The organism is Microbacterium sp. (assembly GCF_043427715.1).
GTDB lineage: Bacteria > Actinomycetota > Actinomycetes > Actinomycetales > Microbacteriaceae > Microbacterium.
Genome location: NZ_JBHWTD010000056.1, coordinates 1 through 20,371 on the forward strand (window position 1 = coordinate 1; position 20,371 = coordinate 20,371).

Below are 20,371 nucleotides of genomic sequence, written 5' to 3' on the forward strand. Positions count from 1 at the left end.
ATGTTGCCAGCCGACGCTGCGCCGGCTGCGACGCCTGTGGTGTACGCCGCGCCCGCCGACCCCGCTCCCGCCGATGTCTCGCCCCGACTCGTGCTGTCGCCCGAGTCGCTCCTGGCTGCGCCGGTGCTGCCGGCCTCCCTCGGGCTCGCCGGCACCTCGGTCGAGCCGCCCTCGGACGACGTCGCCCGTGCCCCCGCAGCGCCCACGCTCCCGGGAGAGCACCGCGGCGGATTCCGACGCGAGATGACGCAGCCTCTCCCCATCGCGCCGCCGCTCGAGGTGCACCCCGACCCGAGCACGGCGGAGCCGTCGGTCCACTGGATCCACCCGCCGCCCACCCTGCCACGCAGTGCCGGTTGGGCTCTCCTGTTCGGCATCCTCGGCCTGATCCTGTCGTTCTTCGTCGGCTGGGCGTTTCCGGTCGGCCTGCTCGGCGCGGTCCTCGCGATCATCGCGCTCCGCCGTCCGTGGGAGAGCCGCGAGCTGGCCGTCTGGGCGCTCGCGCTCAGTCTGGTGTCACTCGTCTACAGCGCGGGGTGGCTGTGGTGGGCACACTCGCAGGGCGCGCTGTTCGCTTGACCGCGTCCCCGCGGAGCGTGAGTCTGCCGGTCAGACCCGGTCAGCCAGAATCGCGACTCGCTGCTTCGCGCCGATGCGCGTGAGGATCAGCGTCGCCGACTCGTCGCCGCGGAGCACCAGCTTGCGTCGGAACTGCGCAGGGTCGACGTCGACGCCGCGCTTCTTGATCTCGATCGTCCCGATCCCGTTGCTGCGGAGCGCGGCATTGATCGTCGGCACCTTCATCGGCATGACCTCGCGCACCCGGAACGACTGCACGAACGGGCTCGTCAACGCGGCATCCGACGTCAGATAGGCGAGACCCTCGCTCAGCATGCCTGCCTGCAGCTCACGCGCGACCTCGCCGATCATCCGTGCGCGGATCACGGCGCCCTCGGGCTCGTGTACGAATGCGCCGAGGTCGCGCACCGGCTCGTCCTCGCTGTCGGCGGACGCCGTCACCTCGTGAGCCGTGCCGCCCCGGATCACCAGCGCCGCCCGACGGATGCCGTCGCGTCGCAGCTCCCGCGACCACAGGACGAGCTCGATGGTCGAGCCGTCCACACTGATCCACTGCGCCTCGAGCCCGTCGGGGATGAGCCCGCGGTCGAGGCCCGGGCCGAGCTTGATGCCCACCGGCATCCGCTCCGCCAGGTCGAACGCCCACTCGAGAGACGGGGACCAGTCCTCCGCGCGGGTGCGTGAGGTTTCGGAGTGTCCGGCGGTGCGACGCGCCGGGTCGAGCCAGACCGCGTCGATGCCGGACAGGTCGGTGTCCTCAGCGCGGCCGTGGCGCACGGTGACCGATTCGCCGAAGGGCGCGAGGTTGTAGGCGGCGAGGGCGGCGGTTGTCTCGTCGGCGTCGACGGCCAGCACCTCGAGGCCGATCCCGGCCAGGCCGAGTGCATCACCACCGACGCCGCACCCGAGGTCGGCGACGCGGGTCAGGCCGGCGTCGCGGAAGCGCCCGGCGTGGCGAGCGGCGACCTCGAGACGGGTCGCCTGCTCGAGGCCTGCCCTAGTGAACAGCATCCGGTCGGCGAACGGGCCGAACTTCGCCGCGGCCCGCACGCGCAGATGCGCCTGACCGACGACGGCCGAGACGAGATCGGGGGAGTGACCGGCCGAGCGGAGCCTCGAGACGGCCGCGGCGACCTCCGCGGTGGAGGCGAGGGGGCCGATCTCGTCGACCATCCGAAGGCCCTCGGCGGTCAGCAGGGCGCTCAGTTCGGACTGTTCCACCTCGCCAGCCTAGGCCGTCGACCGCATCCCTCCCCTTGGCCCCGGCCGCGACGACCTACGAGCGGATCGGTTGCCGTCCGCCGCGGGACGCGCGGCGGCGCCATCGATTGGCACTCGCGTTGCATGAGTGCCAACGTCGCCCTAGACTTGCCGTTAGCACTCTCGGTACGGGAGTGCTGATTGAGTCTTCCGCAGGACCCCACCAGCAAGAAAGAGGTAGACCGTGTCGGTTTCCATCAAGCCGCTCGAGGACCGCATCGTCATCAAGCAGGTCGAGGCCGAGCAGACCACCGCAAGTGGCCTGGTCATCCCCGACACCGCCAAGGAGAAGCCCCAGGAGGGCGAGGTCGTGGCCGTCGGCCCCGGCCGCATCGATGACAACGGCAACCGCGTCCCGCTCGACGTCGCCGTCGGCGACCGCGTCCTGTACAGCAAGTACGGCGGCACCGAGGTGAAGTTCGGCGGTGACGAGTTCCTCGTCCTGTCGGCCCGCGACGTCCTGGCGGTCGTCGTCCGCTGATCCTCAGCACCCTTTTCGAGGGGCCCGGATGCCACTGGCATCCGGGCCCTTCGTCGTTCGTGAGCACTCCGCGGCATCCCGAGCTGTCATGACCGTCGTAGGCTCGTACCCGTGACACCCGAACAGGCCGCCAAGGAGCAGTCCCTCGGCGGGATCTACGTCTTCGCGGCGTACCTGCTCTGGGGCTTCATGCCCGTCTACTTCGTGAGCCTCGCCCCCACCACCCCGTGGGAGGTCGTCGGCTGGCGCATCGTCCTGGCTCTCGTCTTCTGCGTCGCCCTCCTCGCGGCGACCCGCACCTGGAAGCGGCTGTTCGCCCTGCTGCGCAACCGGCGGCTGGTGATGTGGACGATCGTCGCCGGCGTGCTCATCTACATCAACTGGCAGGTGTTCCTCATCGGAACCCTCACGGGGCAGGTCGTCGAAACGAGCCTCGGCTACTTCATCAACCCGATCGCGACCGTGCTCCTGGGCGTCATCGTGCTGCACGAGCGGCTGCGCATCGCGCAGTGGGTGGCGGTCGCCATCGCCGCGGTCGCCGTCATCGTCATCATCGTCGCGGTCGGCACCGTGCCGTGGATCGCCCTCAGCCTCGCCGCGAGCTTCGCCACCTACGGCCTCGTGAAGAAGAAGATCGGGCCGAGCGTCGACGCCCTCAGCGGACTGACCCTCGAATCGCTCTGGCTCATCCCCATCGCCGCCGTGCAGCTGATCATCGTCGGCGTGACCAGCGGTCTCACGATGGGCCAGGAAGGCGCCGGGCACACCGGACTCCTCCTGCTCGCCGGGATCATCACGGGCGTGCCGCTCCTGTTCTTCGCGGCCGGCGCGCGCCGCACGACGCTCACCGTCGTCGGCATCCTGCAGTTCATCGCACCGATCATGCAGTTCCTCACCGGCGTGCTGCTGCTCGGCGAGCCCATGCCGCCCGAGCGCTGGGTCGGATTCGGGCTGGTGTGGGCAGCCGTCGCCGTGTTCACGGTGGACTCCGTGATCCACGCCCGACGGCAGCGCAGCGCGATCGCGGCGGGCGTCTCCGACCCGCTCTGACATCTTTCGCCGGATGCCGGGTCGCGGCATCCGCTCACCCGATCACCGCCCGATCCGCGTGATTCCGGGGCCCAGAGGGCTGTCACGTGAGAGCGCGCCCATGTCGTTACACATCGTTAACGAACGGCAACATTCGCGACGTAAGGGGGCCGCTAGGTTGTTCACACCGGGCCGGTCCCGATCCGATCCGTGTCACCACAGCAAGGAGCACAATGAGCGTTCTCACCCGTTCGCGCGCGGCAAAGGTCATGGGCGGCATCGCCCTGGTCGGTGCCAGCGCTCTCGTCCTCGCCGGATGTGCCGGCGACACCAGCGACCCGGAAGGCACCGACGCTCCCGCAGAGGGATCGGCCTTCGAATTCCCGGTGAACTGTGAAGAGGCAGAACCGGCGTCGTACACCCCCGAACTGAACTCCACCTCGACCGGACCGGCCGAAGGCCTCGAGTTCACCATCGGCACGGCCCTGCCCGTCACCGGCAACCTCGCCTTCCTCGGCCCGCCCGAGATCGCGGGCACCGAGTTCGCCGCCGAAGAGGTCAACGCAGCCGACAAGGGCGTCACGATCAACCTCATCCAGGGCGACTCGGGCGACACCGACAACAAGGCCTACGAGACCGAGATCCCGCGTCTGCTGAACGCCGGCGCCACCGCCATCGTCGGTGCCGCCTCCTCGGGCACGTCGCTGCAGTTCATCGACCAGGTCATCGCCGCCAACGCGATCCAGTTCTCGCCCGCCAACACGTCCGCGGCCTTCACCGGCTACGAGGACAACGGCCTGTACTGGCGCACCGCCCCCTCCGACGTCCTGCAGGGCGAGGTGCTCGGCAACCTGATCGCCGCCGACGGCGCAGAGACGCTCGGCATGATCGTCCTGAACGACTCCTACGGCACGGGTCTGGCCTGCTTCACCAAGGCCGCCTTCGAGGCTGCCGGTGGCGAGGTCGTCTCGGCATCCCTCTACAACACGGGCGACACGAACTTCTCGGCTCAGGTCGAGCAGGTTCTGGCTGCCGACCCGGACGCGATCGCCCTGATCACGTTCGAAGAGGTCAAGACGATCATTCCCGAGCTGGTCGCGGCTGACGTTCCGGCTGAGGCGATGTACTTCGTCGACGGCAACCTCGCCAACTTCGGTGACGAGTTCGAGGCCGGCACGCTGGCAGGCGCCAAGGGCACCTACCCCGCGGTCGACCCCGAGAGCATCGCGGCCTTCCGTGAAGACCTGAACGCGTTCGTGGTCGAGTCGGGTGACCCGGAGCTCAGCGACTTCACGTACGCGCCGGAGTCCTACGACGCCATCATCCTGCTCGCCCTCGCCGCCCTCGAGGCCGGCTCGGCCGAGGGCCCGGATGTGGCCGCTCACCTGCAGCAGGTCTCGGGTGGCGCCGGTGAGGGCACGAAGTGCACCACCTACGCCGAGTGCGCCGACATCATCCTCGCGGGTGAGGTCGCGGACTACGACGGCGTCTCGGGCCCGATCACGTTCAACGAGGTCGGCGACCCGACGGAGGCATCGATCGGTGTCTTCGAGTACGGCGACGACAACACCTACTCGTTCCTGAACGTGGGCTGACCCACTTCACGCGAGTCGCAGCGGCCCCGGTCTTCGGATCGGGGCCGCTGTGCTGTGTGCTCCGGCCGGGGTCTCGCCTTTCGTTTCCGCTCTTGAGTGTCAGGTGGGGGCAACGGTCGCGGTTGCTGATACAGATGCACGACCGGTGGTGCGGGTGTTGTCTCGCGGGCACGTCGAGTCGACTCGCGCACCACGCATCGTGCAGGTGTATCGCCCTGCCACCCCAAGGCGGCGGCTGGGTCAGACGACCTGCGGCTGCGTCAGGCGACCCGCGGCTGGGTCAGGCGGCGCAGCTTCGGGATGGGGATCCGCACATCGATCGCGATCACGGTGGCCTCGCCGTTCGGGTGCGCGAAGCGCAGCACCGCGGTGTCGCCGATACAGATGCACGACCGGTGGTGCGGGTGTTGCCTCCAGCGGCGCGTGGGTGAACTCCAGCCCCACGCGTCGTGCAGATGTATCGGGCGGAGGCCGACCCGCCGACCCGTCGAAGGCCGCCCGCCGAGGCCCACCCGGGGGCGACCGGTCAGGCGCGGCGCGCGAGGTGGTGGGCTTCGAAGATCGCGGCGTCGATGTTCCGGGGGCTGAGGGCGTCGCCGATCGCGGTGACAAGCACCCCGAGCGCCGCGGCCAGGCCGTCGGCGTGGAGCCCGTCTACGCTCACGGCGGAGCGCGGCGTCAGCGCGACGACCGAGCTCGCGCGGCGGCGCGTCTCCTCGCCGGTCAGCTGGTCTCGCACCACGACGCCGAGGCCGGTGCGTGGGCCCTGGCCGGCAGGACCCTCGTCGTCCGCCCGCACCACGGCGCCGACGCTGCGCGAGAACCTGCCCGCGGCGAGGGTCCGCAGCACGATCTGCCGCTCGTAGCCCGCGCCGACGTGGGGGAGCAGCGTCTCGAACGGCGTCACGACGTGCACGCGGACTCCGGCTCCGACGAGCGAGAGCAGGATGCCGCTGGCATACGCCGTCCCGTCCTCGTCCACGACCAGCACCTCATCGCCGAGCGCCGCCGGGTCGTCCATCGCGGTCCACGCGTCGACGGTCACCGGCGCCGCGCCGCGGAAGCCGGAGCCGCCGGTGAGCTCCGAGGTCGCGGGCGCGGTCGCGCCGGTCGCGAGGACGACGGCATCCGGCGTGGTCTCAGCGATCGCGGCGACGGATGCCGTGACCCCGAACCGCACATCGACTCCGGCGGCCGCGGCGTCGCGCACGAGGTCGTCGACGAGGAGCCCCACCGACTCCCGGCCCGGCACCCGCCGGGCGCGGAGCAGCTGGCCGCCCAGCGCCTCACCGCGTTCGAGGAGCGTCACCGCGTGCCCGCGCGCGGCGAGGTCGATCGCGGCCCACGCGCCGGCGGGGCCACCGCCGACGACGGTCCACCGCTGCAGAGCCGCGGGCGCCGGCGCGGGAGCATCGAGCTCGTGCCCCGCGTCGGGGTTGACGGTGCAGGTCACCGGCAGTCCCAGTGAGCCGCGGCCGAGGCATCCCTGGTTCAGGCGTATGCAGTGCCGGATGGTGCCGGTGTCGCCGCTCTGCAGCTTGCGGGCGAGGTCGGGGTCGGCGAGCTGACCGCGGGTGAGGGCGACCATGTCGGCGATGCCGCTCGCGAGAACCTCCTCGGCCTCTTCGACCCGCAGCGCCGCGCCGACGCCGAACACCGGCACGTCGGGGTTCGCGGCCTTGAGGGCGGCGACGTCTTCGCGCAGCCACGCCGCCGGCATCGCCGACGACGGGAACACCCAGTGCACGTCGTGGTAGCTGCCGGCCGCCGTGTCGATGAAGTCCAGCTGCGCGTCGGCCTGGAGGCGTGCGACGATCTCGCGGAAGTCCGCGGCATCCAGCCCGTCCGGGTTGTGCTCGCTGAGGCAGATCCGGATGCCGACGGTGAAGTCATCGCCCACCTCGCGGCGGACGGCGGTCAGCACCTCCCGGGCGAACCGGGTGCGTCCGTCGAGGTTGCCGCCGTACGCGTCGGTCCGCGCGTTCGACAGCGGCGTGAAGAACTGGTGCAGGAGGTACCCGTGCGCCATATGGATCTCGACACCGTCGAACCCGCCCTCGCGCGCCAGGAGGGCGGAGTGCGCCCACGCGTCGACGAACATGCGGATGTCGGCATGCGTCATCTCCCGTGTTGCGAGACCCGTCGACGGCGACAGCAGCCGGGACGGCGCATAGATGGGGCGAGGGCCGTCGAGGCTCTGCGGTGCCGCCTGCGCACCGTGGTGGTTGAGCTGCACGAGCATCCGCGCGCCCGCCTCGTGTACGGCATCGGTCATGGCCCGGTTCGCGGCGACCGACTCCGGGCGAAAGGCGTCCTGGAAGCCGCGGATCGAACCGCTCTCGTGGACGAAGTGGTTGCCGGCCACGAACAGCCCGCAGCCGCCCTCGGCTCGGCGCACGTAGTAGGCGGTCTCCCGCTCCGACTCGACGCGGTTGCTGTACTGCTTCGAATGCGCGGCCTGCAGGATGCGATTCGGCGCGGTGAAGGATCCGATCCGGAGGGGCTGGGAGAGGAGGCTCGTCACCCTCCCATCCTCCCGCGTCCGCCAGTCCTCGCTGACGCGGTGCCGAGCCCGAGGCGCACGCGAACGAGAAAGGCCCCCGACGAGACGGTCGGGGGCCTTGCACGCGGGGGAGGCTCAGGTGCCGAGCGTCCCCAGGTACAGTCCGATCACCTTCGGATCGTTGAGCAGTTCGCGGCCCGTGCCGGTGTAGGCGTCGCGACCCTGGTCGAGCACGTAGCCGCGGTCGCAGATCTGCAGGCAGCGGCGCGCGTTCTGCTCGACCATGATCGTCGTCACGCCGGCCTTGTTGATCTCGGAGACCCGCAGGAACGCCTCGTCCTGACGGGAGGGGGACAGGCCTGCCGACGGCTCGTCGAGCAGCAGGACGTGCGGGTCCATCATGAGTGCGCGACCCATCGCGACCATCTGCCGCTCACCACCCGAGAGCGATCCCGCCCGCTGCTGCAGACGCTTGGCGAGGTCGGGGAAGATCGACGTCACGAACTCGATGCGCTCCTCGACGACCTTCGGCCGCTGGTACGCACCCATCTGAAGGTTCTCGGCGATCGACAGGCTCGGGAACACGTTGTTCGTCTGCGGAACGAACCCGACGCCCTTCGCGACGAGCTTGTTTGCGCGCAGGCCCGTGATGTCATCGCCGTTGAGCATGACCGCGCCGGAGCGGATCTTGACCTGACCGAAGATGGCCTTCAGCATCGTGGACTTGCCGGCGCCGTTGGGGCCGATGATCCCGATGAGCTCGCCCTTCGCAGCCGTCAGGTTGGCGCCGTTGAGGATGTTCACCCCCGGCAAGTAGCCGGCGTGCACGTCGCGCAGCTCGACGACGTTCGCAGTGGGAGCCGTGGCGGTCGCCCCGGCCGGTGCGGCAGCGGTGTCGCTCACTTGTTCTCCTCCGTGGTCGGGGCCGCCGGGTCGCTGGTTTCGGCAGATGCCGAGGCCGTGGCATCCGCTTCGACGACCTCTTGCAGCTCGTGTGCCTGCGCCGCGAGCTCTTCGCCCTCGGCGGTCAGCTCGCCTTCGTAGCGGCCGGTCACAACGCCGAGGTCGACGTCCTGGTGGGCGCCGAGGTAGGCGTCGATCACGGCCTGCTCCTTCATGACGGTGTCGGGCGGGCCCTCGGCGACGACCTTGCCCTCGGCCATCACGACGACCCAGTCGGCGATGTGGCGGACCATGTGCATGTCGTGTTCGACGAACAGGACCGTCATGCCGAGGTCCTTGAGGTCGAGGATGTGGTCGAGCAGCGACTGCGTCAGCGCCGGGTTGACGCCTGCCATCGGCTCATCGAGCATCACCAGCGTCGGGTCGCTCATGAGGGCGCGCGCCATCTCGAGCAGCTTGCGTTGACCGCCAGAAAGGGATGCCGCGAAGTCGCTCTCCTTCGCGTCGAGCTTGAAGCGGGCCAGCAGGCCGCGGGCCTTCTCCTCGATCTCGGCTTCCTGCTTCTTCCAGAGGAAGGGCAAGATGCCGCGCCAGATGCTCTCGCCACCCTGACCGGGCGCTCCGAGCTTCATGTTCTCGAGCACCGTCAGCAGACCCAGCGACTTCGTCAGCTGGAACGTGCGGACCTGGCCCATCCGTGCCGCCTTGAAGGCGGGGATGCCGGAGAGGTTCGTGCCGTCGAACGACCACGAGCCCTCGTTGGGCTTGTCGAAGCCGGTGAGCAGGTTGAACAGGGTCGTCTTGCCGGCACCGTTGGGCCCGATGAGCGCCGTGATGGCGTTACGGGGGATCTCGAGGTGGTCGACGTCGACGGCGGTCAGACCGCCGAAGACGCGCGTGACGCCGTCGGCGACGATGATCGGGTCGACCTTCTCCACGCCGGGGCGGATCTCGCCCTTGTGGAGACCGGTCGCCTTCGGGCGCGGTGCGGGGGGTGCAACGTCAGCGGACAAAGGTCAGCTCCTTCTTGTTGCCGAGGATGCCCTGCGGGCGGAAGATCACCAGCAGCATCAGCGCGACGCCCACGAGGACGAAGACGAGCATCTGGCTCTGCTGGGCGTTGAGGAACGGCAGCCAGCCGATCTTCACGAGCGCCGGCAGGAGGTTCGACAGGAACGCGCGGACCACCCAGAACAGTACGGCGCCGAGCACCGGACCGAAGATGGTGGCCGCGCCGCCGAGCAGCAGCGCCGTCCAGACGTAGAACGTCTGCGAGGTGACGTAGACGTTCGGGTTCACGTTCGTGCCCATCGCGGTGATGATGCCGCCGGCGGCGATGATCACACCACCGACGATGAGGGCCTGCATCTTGAACGCGAACACGTTCTTGCCGAGCGAGCGGACGGCGTCCTCATCTTCACGGATGCCGCGGATCACGCGGCCCCATGGGCTCCGCATCAGCAGCCAGACGAACAGGACGACGATCGCGATCGTGATGGTGCCGACGATGATGACCCACCACTGGTCGGACTGGTAGGTCCAGGGGCCCCAGCCGTAGCGTCCGGCGGGGAGCGGGTTGCTGGCGCGGAAGTCCCGCTGGAACCCGGAGAGGCCGTCGGCCGAGCCGGTGGTGTCGCGGAACGTCGAGGTCAGGAATAGCAGGCGGACGACTTCGGCTGCCGCGATCGTGACGATGGCGAGGTAGTCGCCGCGCAGGCGCAGCGTCGGCACGCCCATCACGATTGAGAACAGCACCGCGCCGACCAGACCGATCAGTGCCGCGACCGGCCAGGAGAGCCCGAAGGTGAGCGTCGAGATCGCGAAGCCGTAGGCGCCGATGGCCATGAAGCCGGCGACACCCATGTTGAGCAGGCCCGCGAAGCCGAAATGCACCGAGAGGCCGATGGCCGCGAGCACGAAGCCGAGCGTGGTCGGCGACAGGATCTGAGCCGCCGTGTTGTTGAGGATCTGCAGGAAGTCCATGAGCCGTTATCCGATTCGCTCTCGGCGTCCGAGGAGGCCCTGCGGACGGAACAGAAGGATGACGATCAGCACGACGAGTGCGCCGACGTACTTGAGGTCGGAGGGGATCCACAGCGTGGAGACCTCGACGAGCAGACCCACGATGATCGAGCCGAGCAGGGCGCCGAACGCGGTGCCGAGGCCGCCGAGGGTGATCGCCGCGAAGATCAGCAGCAGGATGCTCGTACCCATGTCCCACCGGATGCCGGGGCGGAAGTACGCCCACAGCACGCCCGATAGGCCGGCCAGCGCCGCCGCCATGATCCAGACGATCCGCACGACGCCGTCGACGTCGATGCCGCTCGCCGCGGCGAGGGAGGGGTTGTCCGACACGGCGCGCGTGGCTCGGCCGATGCGGGTGCGCATCAGCCACCAGGCGAAGGCGATGATCACGACGATCGAGACGCTCATGCTGACCACGTCGGTGACCGACAGGCGGATCGGGCCGAGACCGGCGATGACCGTGGTGGAGCGACCGGGGAGGTTCTCGGTGCCGCCGCCGACGAAGATCTGGAAGACGTAGCGCAGCGCCAGCGACAGACCGATCGAGACGATCATGAGCTGGACGGTGCCGAGCCCCTTCCGCCGCAAGGGACGCCACAACCCGGCATCCATCCCCCAGCCGAAGCCCGCCGAGATGATCACCGCCGCGGGGATCGCCACCCAGATCGGGAAGTCGAAGCCGACCGAGAAGAGGAGGGCGATCAGCGCGCCGAAGGTCACCATCTCGCCGTGCGCGAAGTTCGACAGGCCCGTCGTGCCGAACACGAGCGAGGCGCCGATCGCGGCGAGGGCGAGCATGAGGCCGAAGTTCAGGCCGTTCACCGCGCGGGAGGCGAGCTGATCCCAGAACGAGGTCGTCGACCGCTCGGCGGCGCCGAGGGTGAAGTTGCGGGTGACGGTGCTGGTCGCGCCGAACTCGACCTCCTGCGTGTATTCGAAGCCCTCCGGGGCCTCGACTCCTTCGGGGAGGGAGTCAGCGACGAGCTCGACCGTGTACGGCTCGTCCTTCGTCGGCACCGGCACGCGCCAGGTGCCGCGGTCATCGGTCGTGGCCTCGCCGGTGTAGCCACCGCCGGTGACCGTCACCGTCGCGCCCTCGACGGGCTCACCGACGATCCGGACGTTGCCCTGCACCGCGTACGGGAAGGATTCGGGGTCCTGCGTCTCGGCCATCACGGGGCCTGCGAGGCCGAAGAGCAAGGCGCCGGAGAACAATCCGGCCATCAATGCCATGAACGCACGTCGCCAGCGTTTGTGGGCGCGCGTGTAGCGGGTGGTCGTCACCGACACCTCCTGGTTGAAGCATGGTCAGCGCGCTGAGGTACGGGTGCCCGCGGCGCCACACGACCGTATCCAGCGATTGTTGCCGGTGTGTTTCCCTGCCGCAACCAGTGACACTCGGCCGATTCGGTATCGATATGGCATCGGTCCCACGGATGCCGGGTCGCGGCATCCGGAATGAATCGACCCTCCCGCGCCTTAGAATTCCTACAGCCCTGGACGCCCAGAGAAACCACGGCCGCCGCGACGCAGGAGAGCACATGGAGCATAACGACCCGTTCGGATTCGTAGGACTGACGTACGACGACGTCCTGCTGCTGCCCGGCCACACCGACGTCATCCCGTCGGAAGCCGACACCTCCTCCCGGGTCACGCGCCGGATCACCGTCGCGACCCCTCTTCTCTCCGCCGCGATGGACACCGTCACCGAGTCCCGCCTCGCGATCGCGATCGCACGCGAGGGCGGCATCGGCATCATCCACCGGAACCTCTCGATCGCCGACCAGGCGGCCATGGTCGACCGGGTCAAGCGCAGCGAGTCGGGGATGATCACCGACCCCATCACGACGCACCCCGACGCCACCATCGAAGAGGTCGACACCCTCTGCGGCCAGTACCGCATCTCGGGTCTCCCCGTGGTGGACGCCGACGGCATCCTCGTCGGGATCGTCACCAACCGCGACATGCGGTTCGTCTCGGGCTTCGAGCGCCAGACCACCAAGGTCCGCGACGTCATGACGAGCGAGGGCCTCATCACCGCCCCCGTCGGCATCGGTGCGAATGAGGTCATCGCCCTGTTCGCCCACCACCGCGTCGAGAAGCTCCCGCTCATCGACGAGGACGGCAAGCTCGCCGGTCTCATCACCATCAAGGACTTCGACAAGAGCGAGAAGTACCCGCTCGCGACGAAGGACGATCAGGGCCGCCTGCGCGTCGGAGCCGCGATCGGCTTCTTCGGGGACGCGTGGGAGCGCGCCGAGGCCCTCCGCGACGCGGGCGTCGACGTCATCGTCGTCGACACCGCGAACGGGCAGTCGGCCGGTGTCATCGACATGGTCCGCCGCATCAAGTCGGACGAGTCGTTCGCGCACATCGACGTCATCGGCGGCAACGTCGCCACCCGCGAGGGTGCCCAGGCGCTCATCGACGCGGGAGTGGATGCCGTGAAGGTCGGCGTCGGGCCGGGCTCGATCTGCACGACGCGCGTCGTGGCGGGTGTCGGCGTGCCGCAGGTCACCGCGATCTACGAGGCTTCTCTCGCCGCCCGCGAGGCCGGCGTGCCGATCATCGCCGACGGCGGCCTGCAGTACTCGGGTGACATCGCCAAGGCGCTCGTCGCCGGTGCCGACACCGTCATGCTCGGGTCGCTCCTGGCCGGCACCGACGAGTCGCCGGGTGAGGTCGTCTTCCAGGGTGGCAAGCAGTTCAAGCTCTACCGCGGCATGGGTTCACTCGGCGCACTGCAGACCCGCGGCAAGAAGACGTCGTACTCCAAGGACCGCTACTTCCAGGCCGACGTCCCGAGCGACGACAAGCTGATCCCCGAGGGCATCGAGGGTCAGGTCGCGTACCGCGGTCCCGTCTCGGCGGTCGCCTACCAGCTCGTCGGCGGCCTCCGGCAGTCGATGTTCTACGTCGGCGCCCGAACGGTGGAGGAGCTGAAGGCGCGCGGCAAGTTCGTGCGCATCACCTCGGCCGGTCTCAAGGAGTCGCACCCGCACGACGTCCAGATCGTCGTCGAGGCGCCGAACTACAAGCGCTGACCCGGTCCGGACGGCGGGCGGCACGCGCGCTGACGGGGTCGGCGCCGCGAGTCCACGGCATCCACTTGTGCCAGGCACAGCGGAGGTGCTCCGCGTTTCGGAGGACGTTTCCGCACCTCGCGCCCTCCCGTCTGCAGATCTCCTCCGTTGTGTGGATGCCGGCGCGCGGTCGTCGCGGTCAGCCCGCGGCTCGGTCAGCGTGCCAGGTGCAGGCCGCGGGCGATCGCCCCGGTGATCAGGTCCTGCACCACCGGCCAGGAGTCGACGACCTGCCCATAAGTGACCCGGATGACGTGGTAGCCGTGGAGCATCAGCCTCGCGTCATGGGCGATGTCGGCGGCGCGCTGCGCGCCCACGTGGTGGGCGCCGTCGACCTGCACGACGAGCCGATCGGCGATGAGGAGATCCACGGGGCGGTCGATCAGCCAGACCTGTTGGCGCAGGGGCAGTCCCAGCCAACGCAGCCGACGAGGGAGGAGGGTCTCGAGGCCGGAGTCCGAGTAAAGCGATGCCGATTCGCAGAGCGACCGGGCGGCGGGCGGCATCGTGAGCATCCGCATTGAGTCACGCGTCACCTTGCCCTTGCGCAGCGCGGACTCCCACACGGCGAGCGCGAGGTCGTGGGGCTGACAGCGCGCGACGGCGATCAAGCTGTTCTCCACGGAGTCGATGAGTACGTCGGGGTGGCGCGGAACCGTCGGCGAGGCCCAGTGCACGATCGCGTCTGCTCGGTGGATGCGTCCCGCGTGGGTTGGAGCGGCGACGTGCGGCCGCGCGTCGCGCATCACCCACAGACCGTGTCGCACCGCGGCACTCACGCAGGTGATGACCACGCCGGCGCGCGCTGCGGCGATGAGTTCGGCGTCAGCATCCGGCACCGCGATCCATCCGCGCCTGACCTTCATGACGAGACCGCGGGCCACGCTGGTCTCGACGCGGTGTCGGCTCGCGCCAGCGGCCACCAGAGTCGACGTGCGCGCGACTCCACCGAGTCGCCGGATCTCGCGGCACAGCGCCTGTTCGTCCATCGTCGGAGCGTCGCTTGTCGGTCACCTGCGGTCGGCGGCGGGGGCGGCATCCGGGGATATGACGCTTCGCCACGCCCGTGTGGAGAAGGCCTGGCCGGGGCGTCGGTCGCCGCCGGCGGCCGACGCAGCGGAGGGGATCTGCCGTAGGGAGGACGGATGCCGCGATTCGGACCTCCCGGACGCGGATCACCTCCGAACCGAGGCGAACCGGTTACGCGGGCGGCGGTCAGCCGGGCAAGCGGAACGGTGCGGCCGCGCGGGCGCCCGGGTCGAGCGCGAGGCGCGCGAGCGTCTCACCGACCCCGGGCGCGAACTTGAAGCCGTGGCCGGAGAAGCCGGCGCCGACCACGATGTTCCCGGACCGGTCGAGCACGAACGCGCTATCGGGCGTCGTCGTGTATGTGCAGGAGAGGTGCACCGCCGAGTCGGGGTCGAGCCCCGGCATCCACTCCCGGACGTACTCCCGCAGGGTGTCGGCGTGGGTCACTCGATGAGGGCGCGCGTCGGGATCGATCTCGTCCCCGACCCGGTGCAGGCCGACCTTGACGCCCTCGCCGGGTGTCGGCATGCCGTAGATCGGCGCGGGGTACCCGGCGGTGACGAAGTGGTTGAACGACGGCCAGGCGGCGTCGTCGACGGGTGCGAAGTGGGCGGGCGTCTCCTCCGTCACGGTGAGCGCCGGGAGATGGATGCCGCGGAGCAGCCGGCTGGTCCACGCGCCGACCGTGACGACGGCGGCATCGGCGCCGACGTGCGTGCCGTCGGCGAGCCGCACGTCCACACCGTCTCCGGCGTCGTCCACCGCGGCGACCGGCGTGCTCCAGCGGACGTCGCCGCCCGCGGCCACGATGCGCCGCTCGAGCTCGCCCATCGCGGCGGCGGCGCGTGCGACACCGGCATCCGACGAGTACAGCACCTCGTCTTCGAACCGCATGCCGGGCCACTGCCGGGCGGCATCCGCTCCGCTGAGGAGTTCGGCGGGGATGCCGCGGGCGTGCAGTCGGGCCGCGATCGTCGCGAGCCCGCCGGGTTCCCCGCCGAGGTCGGCGCCGGACCCGTGGGTCACGAGCCCATGCAGCCGGAGCAGGGGGTCGCCGTCGACGGGTCCGAGGGAGTCCCACCCCTCCCGGGCGAGCTGCAGCAGATCGAGGTAGTGATCGTCGGCGTATGCGTTGTTGAAGTTGCGCGTCTCACCATGGGACGCACCCTCGTGGTGGCCGCGCGCGAAGCGTTCCAGGACAATCGGCCGCTCACCGCGCCGGGCGAGCGCCCACGCGGTGGACAGTCCCATGATGCCGCCGCCGACGACCACGATCCGTGCCATGCCGCCAGCATCCCACGGCGCCTGTCATCGGGCGCGTCGCCCACGGGGTCAGGCGCAACGGAGGATAGCTGCACTTCGGAGGATGGATGCCGCGACTCGGTCCTCCGAAATGCGGATCGCCTCCGCAGCGCGGATGTCGCGGGAGCCCCGGGCGCCGCGCGGGGCCCACCGGTAGGCTGGGAGGGTGAGCATGGAAATCGAGCTCGGTCGCGCCAAGCGCGCCCGCCGGGCGTACGCGTTCGACGACATCGCGGTGGTGCCCTCGCGCCGCACCCGCAACCCCGAGGATGTCTCGACCGCCTGGTCGATCGACGCCTACAGCTTCGACATCCCGGTGCTCGGTGCGCCCATGGACTCGGTCATGAGTCCGCAGTCGGCGATCATGCTCGGCCAGCTCGGCGGCCTCGGCGTGCTCGACCTCGAGGGTCTGTGGACGCGCTACGACGACCCGCAGCCGCTGCTCGACGAGATCGCCGCCCTCCCGCACGACGGCGCCACCCGCCGCATGCAGGAGCTGTACGCCGCGCCGATCAAGCCCGAGCTCGTCCGCGACCGGCTCGCCGAGATCCGCGCCGCCGGGGTCACCGTCGCCGGCGCCCTCACGCCGCAGCGCACACAGGAGCTCTACGAGACCGTCGTCGCCGCCGGCGTCGACCTGTTCGTCATCCGCGGCACCACCGTCTCGGCCGAGCACGTCTCGAGCGTCGACGAGCCGCTGAACCTCAAGAAGTTCATCTACGACCTCGACGTCCCCGTCATCGTCGGCGGCGCCGCCACCTACACCGCGGCCCTCCACCTCATGCGCACGGGCGCGGCCGGCGTGCTCGTCGGCTTCGGCGGCGGAGCGGCATCCACCACCCGGGCCACCCTCGGCCTGCACGCACCGATGGCGACCGCGGTCGCCGACGTCGCCGGTGCGCGGCGCGACTACCTCGACGAGTCGGGCGGCCGCTACGTGCACGTCATCGCCGACGGCGGCGTGGGCACCTCCGGGGACATCGTCAAGGCGCTCGCCATGGGAGCGGATGCCGTCATGCTCGGCGTCGCACTCGCTCGCGCCACCGATGCTCCCGGCCAGGGCTTCCACTGGGGCCCCGAAGCGCACCACTCGAAGCTTCCGCGCGGACACCGCGTGCAGGTCGGTCAGGTCGCCCCCCTCGAGGAGATCCTCTACGGCCCCGCACCGGTCGCCGACGGCACGGCGAACCTCATCGGCGCGCTGCGCAAGTCGATGGCCACGACCGGCTACTCGGACCTCAAGGAGTTCCAGCGCGTCGAGGTCGTCGTCGCGCCGTACTCCGGCCACTGATGACCGACCCCGCACCCGAACTCCCCGACGTCTTCCCGCCGACACTGCGGGAAGTGATGCTCCGACCCTTCTGGATCGGGATGCTGGTGGTCGCCCTGGCCGTCGCGGGGATCTTCGCGTGGCTCGGGCAATGGCAGCTCGGCAACGCCATCGACAGCGATCCGCCCCCGCCGGGGATGACCGAGGAGCTCCGCCCGCTCGGTGAGGTCGTCGAACCGGGGGAGTACCTCCCTGAGCCGCAGGTCGGCCAGCGCGTCGAGGTGTCCGGCTCGTTCGTCGAGGGCGACTTCGACGTCATCTCGTCGCGCTTCGACGACGGCGTTGCGGGATTCTGGGTCGCCGGCCAGTTCCGTGTCGACCCGTCCACCGCCGGCGTCACCGACCCGACCTCGCTCGCCGTCGCGGTCGGGTTCGCCGAGACCCGCGAGGACGCGGAGGCCGCGGCATCCGCTCTCGATCAGGATCCGCCGCAGCAGGTCACCCTCACCGGCCGGATCATCTCCGATGAGGGCGTGCGGCCGCCGTCGACGGGCGACGACCCGAACGAGCTCGTGCGGATGTCGCCCGCGGCGCTGCTGTCGCGGTGGTCGGATGCCGCGGGCATCGACGTCTACCGCCCCTACCTGACCTCGGCCGAGGCGTTCGGCGGACTCCAGGAGATCCACTCGCCGGCTCCGGCCGAGCTGTCGCCGATCAACTGGCTCAACATCTTCTACGCGATCGAGTGGGTCGTGTTCGCCGGCTTCGCGTTCTACATGTGGTACCGCCTCACCCGTGACGCGTGGGAGAAAGAGGTCGAGGAGCTCCTGGGCGACGACGAGGACGACGACCTGCTGCCTCCCGTGGACGCCGACGGCACCGCGGCGCGCCCGTAGACTGGAACCCATGCCCGTTCAGCCCAAACTCGCCTCGTTCCCGGCGATCCGCGGCGCGCTGAAGTTCTACCAGATCGCGTCGGTCATCACCGGAATCGGCCTGCTCCTGCTGCTGGCGGAGATGATCCTGAAGTACACGCCGCTGCACCTCGAGCTCTTCGCGGGCGGCTCGGGCGGGTTCCTCTGGTTCGCGGGCGTCATCGCCGGCCCCGACTGCGCCTGGTGGTCGCTGTTCCTCCCCGGCACGAACGAGTGCGAGATGACCTCGCTCGGCGACGGGGTGAACATCTCGCTGCTGATCCTCATCGCACACGGCTGGTTCTACGTCGTCTACCTGTTCGCGTGCTTCCGGCTGTGGAGCCTGATGCGCTGGGGCTTCCCGCGCTTCATCCTCCTCGCCCTCGGTGGTGTCGTGCCGCTGCTGTCCTTCGTCATGGAGGGCCGCGTCGCCCGCGAAGTGAAGTCCTACCTGGCTGCGCGTGAAGAGCGCGCGGCATCCGCTCCCGACCCGACCCCCACGGAGACCCGGTGACCGAACAGACCGAAACCTCCCAGCGCCCCGTCCTGGTCGTCGACTTCGGCGCCCAGTACGCGCAGCTGATCGCCCGCCGTGTCCGCGAAGCCGGCGTGTACAGCGAGCTGGTGCCGCACACGGCGACCGCCGCGGAGATCGCCGAGAAGAACCCGGTCGGGATCATCCTCTCCGGCGGTCCCTCCTCGGTGTACGAGGACGGCGCCCCGCAGCTCGACGCCGGCGTCTTCGACCTCGGCGTCCCGACGCTCGGCATCTGCTACGGCTTCCAGGTCATGGCGAAGACCCTCGGCGGCGAGGTCGCGAACACCGGCCTGCGCGAATACGGTGCGACGGATGCCACGATCGTCACCGACAACGTGCTGCTCGCCGGCCAGCCCGTCGACCAGAACGTGTGGATGAGCCACGGCGACCAGGTCTCCGCCGCTCCTGACGGCTTCGAGGTGCTCGCCCGGACGGCCGCCACTCCCGTCGCCGCGTTCGCGAACGACGCGCGGAAGCTGTACGGCGTGCAGTGGCATCCCGAGGTCAAGCACTCCGACCACGGGCAGCGCGTACTCGAGAACTTCCTGCACAAGGCCGCCGGGCTCCCCGCCGACTGGAACAGCGACAACGTCATCGCCGAGCAGGTCGAGCGCATCCGTGCGCAGATCGGCACCGGCCGCGTGATCTCCGCGCTCTCCGGCGGCGTCGACTCCGCCGTGTCGACCGCGCTCGTGCACAAGGCGGTCGGCGACCAGCTCACCGCCGTGTTCATCGACCACGGACTCCTCCGCAAGGGTGAGCGCGAGCAGGTCGAGAACGACTACGTCGCCTCCACCGGTGTGCGCCTCATCACGGTCGACGCCCGCGAGACGTTCCTGAACGCCCTCGCCGGGGTCAGCGACCCCGAGCAGAAGCGCAAGATCATCGGCCGCGAGTTCATCCGCGCCTTCGAGAAGGTGCAGCAGGAGCTCATCGCCGAAGCCGCCGCCGAGGGCGACCCGATCGGGTTCCTCGTGCAGGGCACGCTCTACCCCGACGTCGTCGAGTCGGGCGGGGGAGCGGGCACCGCGAACATCAAGAGCCACCACAACGTCGGTGGTCTGCCCGAGGACCTGCAGTTCGAGCTCGTCGAGCCGCTGCGGACCCTCTTCAAGGACGAGGTCCGCGCGATCGGCCGCGAGCTGGGCCTGCCCGAGGAGATCGTCGGCCGGCAGCCCTTTCCGGGGCCCGGCCTTGGCATCCGCATCGTGGGTGAGGTCACCGCTGACCGTCTCGAGATCCTGCGTGACGCCGACGCCATCGCCCGGGCTGAGCTGACCAAGGCGGGCCTCGACGGCGAGATCTGGCAGTGCCCCGTCGTGCTCCTCGCCGACGTCCGCTCGGTCGGTGTGCAGGGTGACGGTCGCACCTACGGGCACCCGATCGTGCTGCGGCCGGTCTCCAGCGAAGACGCCATGACGGCCGACTGGACGCGTCTGCCGTACGACGTGCTCGCACGCATCTCGAACCGCATCACCAACGAGGTTCGCGACGTCAACCGCGTCGTCCTCGACGTGACGAGCAAGCCGCCGGGGACGATCGAGTGGGAGTAGGGCGCTTCGCGCCGGTGCGCACTTGAGGCTGTGATCACGACCTCAAGTGCGCACTGGAAGTAGAACTAAGGAGATTTCTGACATGCCCGAGTTGGAAGAGCACTACGCCGAACTCAAGTCCTCCGTCGCCGACTTCGCCGACAAGGTCGTCGCGCCGGTCGCCGCCGAGCACGACAAGAACCACACGTTCCCCTACGAGGTCATCGCCAAGATGGGCGAGATGGGCCTGTTCGGCCTGCCGTTCCCCGAGGAGTACGGCGGCATGGGCGGCGACTACTTCGCCCTCGCGCTGGCACTCGAGGACTAA

17 protein-coding genes and 1 pseudogene are annotated in these 20,371 nt (G+C 69.9%); 10 read left to right on the plus strand and 8 right to left on the minus strand.

All coding sequences use genetic code 11. The annotated features are described in order from the left end of the window. Nucleotides 1-579 (plus strand): hypothetical protein (locus ACHFGS_RS05765; RefSeq protein WP_394289269.1); only part of this gene is annotated, 579 nt, incomplete at its 5' end. Nucleotides 580-609: 30 nt separating this feature from the next. Here ACHFGS_RS05765 and ACHFGS_RS05770 read toward each other — a convergent pair. Further along, on the minus strand, nucleotides 610-1,800 hold the full coding sequence (locus tag ACHFGS_RS05770) for an SAM-dependent methyltransferase (protein WP_394280019.1): 1,191 nt from the start codon (nucleotides 1,798-1,800) through the stop codon (nucleotides 610-612). A gap of 223 nt (nucleotides 1,801-2,023) precedes the next feature. On the opposite strand from ACHFGS_RS05770, the gene groES reads away from it, so the two are divergent. The 3 genes from groES to ACHFGS_RS05785 all read left to right on the plus strand — a co-directional run bounded on the left by groES (nucleotide 2,024) and on the right by ACHFGS_RS05785 (nucleotide 4,944). Further along, the gene (gene groES / locus ACHFGS_RS05775) at nucleotides 2,024-2,320 is read left to right on the plus strand and encodes a co-chaperone GroES (RefSeq protein ID WP_184215554.1); all 297 of its coding nucleotides are present in this window, start codon (nucleotides 2,024-2,026) and stop codon (nucleotides 2,318-2,320) included. Between the two features lie 111 nt (nucleotides 2,321-2,431). Next, nucleotides 2,432-3,370 (plus strand): EamA family transporter RarD, encoded by a 939-nt coding sequence (gene rarD, locus ACHFGS_RS05780; RefSeq protein WP_394280018.1) that lies wholly within the window; start codon nucleotides 2,432-2,434, stop codon nucleotides 3,368-3,370. Nucleotides 3,371-3,582: 212 nt separating this feature from the next. Next, a complete protein-coding gene (locus tag ACHFGS_RS05785; RefSeq protein WP_394280017.1) occupies nucleotides 3,583-4,944 on the plus strand; it encodes an ABC transporter substrate-binding protein in 1,362 nt (453 codons plus the stop codon). A gap of 526 nt (nucleotides 4,945-5,470) precedes the next feature. On the opposite strand, the gene ACHFGS_RS05790 is transcribed toward ACHFGS_RS05785, so the two are convergent. The 5 genes from ACHFGS_RS05790 to ACHFGS_RS05810 all read right to left on the minus strand — a co-directional run bounded on the left by ACHFGS_RS05790 (nucleotide 5,471) and on the right by ACHFGS_RS05810 (nucleotide 11,659). Next, nucleotides 5,471-7,468, minus strand: a complete 1,998-nt coding sequence (locus ACHFGS_RS05790) for an FAD-dependent oxidoreductase (protein ID WP_394280016.1) — start codon at nucleotides 7,466-7,468, stop codon at nucleotides 5,471-5,473. Between the two features lie 114 nt (nucleotides 7,469-7,582). Continuing rightward, nucleotides 7,583-8,350: an ABC transporter ATP-binding protein gene (locus ACHFGS_RS05795; protein WP_394280015.1), complete on the minus strand. Its 768-nt coding sequence runs from the start codon at nucleotides 8,348-8,350 to the stop codon at nucleotides 7,583-7,585. Further along, a complete protein-coding gene (locus tag ACHFGS_RS05800) occupies nucleotides 8,347-9,363 on the minus strand; it encodes an ABC transporter ATP-binding protein (protein WP_394280014.1) in 1,017 nt (338 codons plus the stop codon). The genes ACHFGS_RS05795 and ACHFGS_RS05800 overlap by 4 nt, the downstream gene beginning before the upstream one ends. Beyond that, nucleotides 9,353-10,333, minus strand: a complete 981-nt coding sequence (locus tag ACHFGS_RS05805) for a branched-chain amino acid ABC transporter permease (protein ID WP_394280013.1) — start codon at nucleotides 10,331-10,333, stop codon at nucleotides 9,353-9,355. The genes ACHFGS_RS05800 and ACHFGS_RS05805 overlap by 11 nt, the downstream gene beginning before the upstream one ends. 6 nt (nucleotides 10,334-10,339) lie before the next feature. After that, nucleotides 10,340-11,659, minus strand: coding sequence for a branched-chain amino acid ABC transporter permease (locus tag ACHFGS_RS05810; RefSeq protein WP_394289270.1), 1,320 nt, complete (start codon nucleotides 11,657-11,659; stop codon nucleotides 10,340-10,342). Between the two features lie 257 nt (nucleotides 11,660-11,916). On the opposite strand from ACHFGS_RS05810, the gene guaB reads away from it, so the two are divergent. Then, nucleotides 11,917-13,419 (plus strand): IMP dehydrogenase, encoded by a 1,503-nt coding sequence (gene guaB / locus ACHFGS_RS05815; RefSeq protein WP_394280011.1) that lies wholly within the window; start codon nucleotides 11,917-11,919, stop codon nucleotides 13,417-13,419. Between the two features lie 194 nt (nucleotides 13,420-13,613). On the opposite strand, the gene ACHFGS_RS05820 is transcribed toward guaB, so the two are convergent. Both ACHFGS_RS05820 and ACHFGS_RS05825 read right to left on the minus strand, forming a co-directional pair. Next, nucleotides 13,614-14,447, minus strand: coding sequence for a DUF559 domain-containing protein (locus ACHFGS_RS05820; protein WP_394280010.1), 834 nt, complete (start codon nucleotides 14,445-14,447; stop codon nucleotides 13,614-13,616). A gap of 226 nt (nucleotides 14,448-14,673) precedes the next feature. Next, complete coding sequence (locus ACHFGS_RS05825) at nucleotides 14,674-15,771, minus strand: FAD-dependent oxidoreductase (RefSeq protein ID WP_394280009.1); 1,098 nt, start codon at nucleotides 15,769-15,771, stop codon at nucleotides 14,674-14,676. A gap of 190 nt (nucleotides 15,772-15,961) precedes the next feature. On the opposite strand from ACHFGS_RS05825, the gene ACHFGS_RS05830 reads away from it, so the two are divergent. The 5 genes and pseudogenes from ACHFGS_RS05830 to ACHFGS_RS05850 all read left to right on the plus strand — a co-directional run. Next, nucleotides 15,962-17,080, plus strand: coding sequence for a GuaB3 family IMP dehydrogenase-related protein (locus ACHFGS_RS05830; protein WP_394280021.1), 1,119 nt, complete (start codon nucleotides 15,962-15,964; stop codon nucleotides 17,078-17,080). Next, the gene (locus ACHFGS_RS05835; RefSeq protein WP_394280008.1) at nucleotides 17,080-17,955 is read left to right on the plus strand and encodes an SURF1 family protein; all 876 of its coding nucleotides are present in this window, start codon (nucleotides 17,080-17,082) and stop codon (nucleotides 17,953-17,955) included. The genes ACHFGS_RS05830 and ACHFGS_RS05835 overlap by 1 nt, the downstream gene beginning before the upstream one ends. 10 nt (nucleotides 17,956-17,965) lie before the next feature. Then, nucleotides 17,966-18,487 carry a DUF3817 domain-containing protein gene (locus ACHFGS_RS05840; RefSeq protein WP_394280007.1) on the plus strand — a complete coding sequence of 174 codons (522 nt, stop codon included), beginning with the start codon at nucleotides 17,966-17,968 and terminating at the stop codon, nucleotides 18,485-18,487. Beyond that, nucleotides 18,484-20,064 (plus strand): glutamine-hydrolyzing GMP synthase, encoded by a 1,581-nt coding sequence (gene guaA / locus ACHFGS_RS05845; protein WP_394280006.1) that lies wholly within the window; start codon nucleotides 18,484-18,486, stop codon nucleotides 20,062-20,064. Before ACHFGS_RS05840 ends, guaA begins: the two co-directional genes overlap by 4 nt. Before the next feature lie 82 nt (nucleotides 20,065-20,146). Further along, a pseudogene (locus ACHFGS_RS05850) lies at nucleotides 20,147-20,365 on the plus strand (acyl-CoA dehydrogenase family protein); the annotation flags it as partial. Nucleotides 20,366-20,371: the final 6 nt, after the last annotated feature.

Bases quoted from the DNA above. Each gene is read 5' to 3' on its own strand.
- ACHFGS_RS05785 (WP_394280017.1), top strand. From the start codon at position 3,583: ATGAGCGTTCTCACCCGTTCGCGCGCGGCAAAGGTCATGGGCGGCATC.
- ACHFGS_RS05840 (WP_394280007.1), top strand. From the start codon at position 17,966: ATGCCCGTTCAGCCCAAACTCGCCTCGTTCCCGGCGATCCGCGGCGCG.
- ACHFGS_RS05835 (WP_394280008.1), top strand. From the start codon at position 17,080: ATGACCGACCCCGCACCCGAACTCCCCGACGTCTTCCCGCCGACACTG.
- ACHFGS_RS05820 (WP_394280010.1), bottom strand. From the start codon at position 14,447: ATGGACGAACAGGCGCTGTGCCGCGAGATCCGGCGACTCGGTGGAGTC.
- guaB (WP_394280011.1), top strand. From the start codon at position 11,917: ATGGAGCATAACGACCCGTTCGGATTCGTAGGACTGACGTACGACGAC.
- ACHFGS_RS05805 (WP_394280013.1), bottom strand. From the start codon at position 10,333: ATGGACTTCCTGCAGATCCTCAACAACACGGCGGCTCAGATCCTGTCG.
- ACHFGS_RS05830 (WP_394280021.1), top strand. From the start codon at position 15,962: ATGGAAATCGAGCTCGGTCGCGCCAAGCGCGCCCGCCGGGCGTACGCG.
- ACHFGS_RS05825 (WP_394280009.1), bottom strand. From the start codon at position 15,771: ATGGCACGGATCGTGGTCGTCGGCGGCGGCATCATGGGACTGTCCACC.